General features: G+C 76.7%; 2 protein-coding genes. Both read left to right on the top strand.

Annotation, left to right across the window (positions count from 1 at the left end):
• Window positions 1–55 precede the first annotated feature (55 nt).
• The gene (gene tmk / locus AOK24_RS37085) at window positions 56–3355 is read left to right on the top strand and encodes a dTMP kinase (protein ID WP_055724342.1); all 3300 of its coding nucleotides are present in this window, start codon (window positions 56–58) and stop codon (window positions 3353–3355) included.
• A gap of 210 nt (window positions 3356–3565) precedes the next feature.
• On the top strand, window positions 3566–4533 hold a 968-nt coding region (locus AOK24_RS37080; RefSeq protein WP_055724343.1), incomplete at its 3' end, for a DNA polymerase III subunit delta'.

Genomic DNA, 4533 nt, shown 5'->3' with positions numbered 1-4533 from the left:
GGCGGGGACGGGCCGTATGGGGTGGTGTGTCAGTGGGGGCGGATAGGCTGAAAGCATGACGCGAGCCGAGCAGCCGACGGGCCTTCACCCGGCAGAGAATGACGCCCTGGTGGTGGACTCACGCGAGCGCGCCGTGCGGGCGTTGCTCAGGCAGCCGCAGTTGCGGCGGTTGTGGAGTGCGCAGCTGGTGGGCGGAGCGGGGGACGCCCTCGCCGTCCTGGTGCTGGTGTTTCTTACGCTCCAGGCCGTCGTCTCCCAGGAGGCCCTGGGCGGCGGGTACCGGGGGGCGGCGCTGTCCGTCGCGCTCGTGCTCGGCGTGCGCGCGGTGGCCACCGTCCTGTTCGGGGCCGTCCTGCTCGGCCCGCTGACCTCGCTGACCTCTCCCGACGGCCCGCTGGACCGCCGCTGGACGATGGCCGGCGCGGACGGCGTGCGCGCGGTGCTGCTGATCGTCGCGCCCCTGTGGATCGACTGGACGCCGGGCAACGCGCTGGTGCTGCTGCTGGCGACGGTCTTCGTGACCGGCATCGCCGAGCGGCTGTGGACGATCGCGCGCGAGGGCGCCGCGCCCGCGCTGCTGCCGGCGCCGCCGCCGGAGGGAGCGACCGTACGGCCGCTCCCGGACCACATGGACGCCCTGCGCCGCCTGTCGCTGCGCACCAGCTTCGCGGCGATCCCGCTCGGCGGCGCCGTCCTGATCGCGGCCGGACTGGTGAACGTCCTGCTGGGCGCCGGGGTCGCCTGGTTCGACCAGCACCAGGCGGCGCTCGCGTCGTACGTCGCGGCGGGCCTGTTCGCCGCGTCCCTGTCGGTCGTCTCCGCGCTGGAGCTGCCCAAGCTGCGCACCCCGCGCGCGCGGTCCCCGCTGGAGGGCCTGCGCCGCCCGCGCGCGGGCACCGGTGCCGAGACCGGCCGCACCGGCGCGATCCCGCTGCTGGTGACGGCCTGCGGCGCCGTCGCGGGCGCGATCGCCGCCGCCGTGGCCGTCGCCGTCCTCCAGGCCGTCGACCTGGGCGGCGGCCCGATCTCGTACGGCCTGCTCGTCCTCGGCCTGACCGGCGGAGTCGTCGTCGGCATCCGTACGGCGCCCAGGATCCTGCCCGCGCTGTCGCGCCGCCGCCTGCTGGCGCTGGCGATCGCGGTCACCGGCGTGGGGCTGCTGGCCGCCGGGCTCGTCCCGGACAACGCGACCGTCCTGCTGCTCGCCGCCCTCGCGGGCGTGGGCGCGGGGGTCGCCGCGAACACCGGGCACGCGCTGCTCGACCAGGAGACCGAGGACAGCCGCCGCGCGCGGGTCACCGAGCACCTCCACGCGGTCGTCCGGGTCTTCGTCGGGTTCGCCGCGCTGGTCGCGCCCCTCGTGGCCGCGCTGATCGGCCCGCACCGCCTGGAGAGCGGCCGGTTCGTGTTCGCGCACGGCGGCGCCGCGTTCACGCTCATGCTGGTCGGCGCGCTGCTGCTGCCGGTCGCCGCGCTGGTCCTCGCCAAGGTCGACGACCGCTCCGGCGTCCCCCTGCGCCAGGACCTGCGCGACGCCCTGCTCGGCGGCTCCGAGCCCGCGACCGCGCCCGCCGCGACCGGCTTCTTCATCGCCCTAGAGGGCGGCGACGGCGCAGGCAAGTCCACCCAGGCCGAGGCGCTCGCCGAGTGGATAAGGGCCAAGGGCCACGAGGTCGTCCTCACCCGCGAGCCCGGCGCCACGCCGGTCGGCAAGCGGCTGCGCTCGATCCTCCTCGACGTCTCCTCGGCCGGCCTCTCGCACCGCGCGGAGGCGCTGCTGTACGCCGCCGACCGCGCCGAGCACGTCGACACCGTCGTACGGCCCGCCCTGGAGCGCGGCGCCGTCGTCATCACCGACCGGTACGTCGACTCCTCCGTCGCCTACCAGGGCGCCGGGCGCGACCTGTCGCCGGTCGAGATCGCGCGCATCTCGCGCTGGGCCACCGACGGGCTCGTCCCGCATCTGACGGTCCTGCTCGACGTCTCGCCGGAGACCGCGCGCGAGCGGTTCACCGAGGCGCCGGACCGGCTGGAGTCGGAGCCCGCCGAGTTCCACGCGCGCGTGCGGTCCGGTTTCCTCACCCTCGCCGCCGCCGACCCCGGCCGCTACCTCGTCGTCGACGCGGGCCAGGAGGCCGAGGCCGTCACCACCGTCGTCCGCGCGCGGCTCGACCAGCTGCTGCCGCTCTCCGAGGCCGAGATCAAGGCCCAGGAAGAGGCGCGCAGGAAGGCCGAGGAGGAGGCCCGGCGCAAGGCCGAGGAAGAGGCCGCCCGCAAGGCCGAGGAGGAGCGCCTGGAGCGCGAGCGCCAGGAGCAGCTCGCCAAGCTCCGCGCCGAGGAGGAGGAGCGCAAGCGGCGCGAGCTGGAGGAGGCGCAGCGGCGCGAGGCCGAACGGCAGGCCGAGGAGGCACGCGTGCGCGCGGAGGAAGCGCGCAAGCGGGCCGAGGAGGAGCGGGTCCGGCTCCTCGCGGAGGAGAAGGCGCGCGCCGAGGAAGAGGCGCGGCGGGCCGCCGAGGCGGAGCGGCGCCGTCAGCAGGCCGAGGAGGAGGCGCGGCTGCGTGCCGAGGCCGAAGCCCGGCGCGTCGAGAAGCAGCGGCGCGCGGAGGAGGCGTTGCTGCGGGCCGAGGAGGCGCGGCGCGCTGCCGAGGAGGCGGCTGCCGCGGCTGCGGCGGGGCCCCGGACGCCGCCGCACGGGACGCCGGTCGCGGGCGGGGGCTGGCCCGAGGTCGGCGGTGAGTCCGGTACCGGTGCCGGTGCGGTGAGCTGGCCCGCCGCGCGCGGGGGCGCCGAGGGCGCTTCCGAGGGGCGGGACGTGCGGACCGAGTCCGGGGAGTCGGCGGCCTGGCCCGTGGCGCGCGGGGGTGCCGGTTCCCGTGGCGCGAAGAAGGGCGGGTGGCCCGACGCCTCGGAGGCGGTCACCGTGCCCACGCCCGCGGTGACGCCGCAGGACGCCGGGCGCGGGCGGGACGTCGAGGAGACCGCCGTCCTGCCGCCCGTGCGGCTCGTGAAGGACGAGGCGCCCGGGGCCGGTGAGGTGACGGCCGAGCTGCCCCAGCCGTCCGCCTCCTCGCGGCCGTCCTGGGCTGTCGGCGCCGACGCCGAGGAGACGGCCGTCCTGCCGCCGGTCCCCGGCACTCCGGCGGGGGAGCGGCCCGCCGACCGGGTGCCGCCGGGGTTCTTCCGGGACGAGCGCGAGGACCGTACGCGGGAGCTGCCCCAGGTCGACGAGAGCGGGGCGCCGCGGCGGCGGCCCCGGTCCGACTGGGCCGAGGAGACGCCGCTCGACGATCTGCCGTCGCTGGCCGATGAGTTGCTGGGGTCGCGGCGGGACGACGAGGACGGGCGCCGGCGGTAGGGGGCGCGCACGGGTACGAGTACGGGTGCGGCGTCTGCCTCAGGGGTCTGCCTTGATGCGGGCGCCGCATCTGTCGTACGGCGGGTGCGGCGCCTCTGTGCCGGCCGCGTGGTTTCCCGGCCGAGCCGGTGGTGGCTCCCGTTGTCAGTGGCGCCCCGCACAATGGAACCCGCAGCGCCGAGCGGGACGAGACGGAAGGTGGTCGGCCAGGTGAGTGTGTGGGACGACCTCGTCGGGCAGGAGCGGGTCAGCGAGCAGCTGGGGGCCGCCGCCCGGGACGCCGACGCGTTCGTCACGGCGGCGGTGAGCGGCGAGGCACCGCCCGAGGCGTCCAAGATGACGCACGCCTGGCTGTTCACCGGGCCTCCCGGGGCCGGGCGTACGCAGGTGGCGCGGGCGTTCGCCGCGGCGTTGCAGTGCGTCAGTCCGGACCGGGCGCTCGGGGGCGCGCCGGGGTGCGGGTTCTGCGACGGATGCCATACGGCGCTGATCGGGACGCACGCGGACGTGACGACCGTCGCCGCGGTCGGGACGCAGATCCTCGCGGAGGACATGCGGGACACGGTCAGGAAGTCGTTCACGTCCCCGGCGACCGGCCGCTGGCAGATCATCCTCGTCGAGGACGCGGAACGGCTGAACGAGAAGTCGGCGAACGCGGTCCTGAAGGCCGTCGAGGAACCGGCGCCGCGCACCGTCTGGCTGCTGTGCGCGCCGTCCCTCGAAGACGTCCTGCCGACGATCCGCTCCCGCTGCCGGCACCTCAACCTGGGCACGCCGTCCGTCGCCGCCGTCGCCGACATGCTGGTCCGGCGCGAGGGCATCGCGCCGGACGTCGCGGCCTCCGCCGCGCGCGCGACGCAGGGGCACGTCGACCGCGCGCGGCGCCTCGCGACCGACCCGGCCGCGCGGGAGCGGCGCGCGTCCGTGCTGAAGCTGCCGCTGCGGGTCGGCGAGATCGGCGGGGCGCTGAAGGCCGCGCAGGAACTCGTCGACGCGGCGGCCGAGGACGCGAAGGTGCTCGCCGAGGAGGTCGACGGGAAGGAGACCGAGGAGCTGAAGGCGGCGCTCGGCGCGACCCAGGGCAGCCGGATGCCGCGCGGCACCGCCGGGGTGATGAAGGACCTGGAGGACAAGCAGAAGCGCCGCCGGACCCGTACCCAGCGCGACAGCCTCGACCT

The sequence above is a fragment of the Streptomyces niveiscabiei genome (assembly GCF_001419795.1).
GTDB lineage: Bacteria > Actinomycetota > Actinomycetes > Streptomycetales > Streptomycetaceae > Streptomyces > Streptomyces niveiscabiei.
Note: the sequence above shows the minus strand (reverse complement) of the source record. Positions and strands in the feature narration are given on the sequence as shown.

Bases quoted from the DNA above. Each gene is read 5' to 3' on its own strand.
- tmk (WP_055724342.1), top strand. From the start codon at position 56: ATGACGCGAGCCGAGCAGCCGACGGGCCTTCACCCGGCAGAGAATGAC.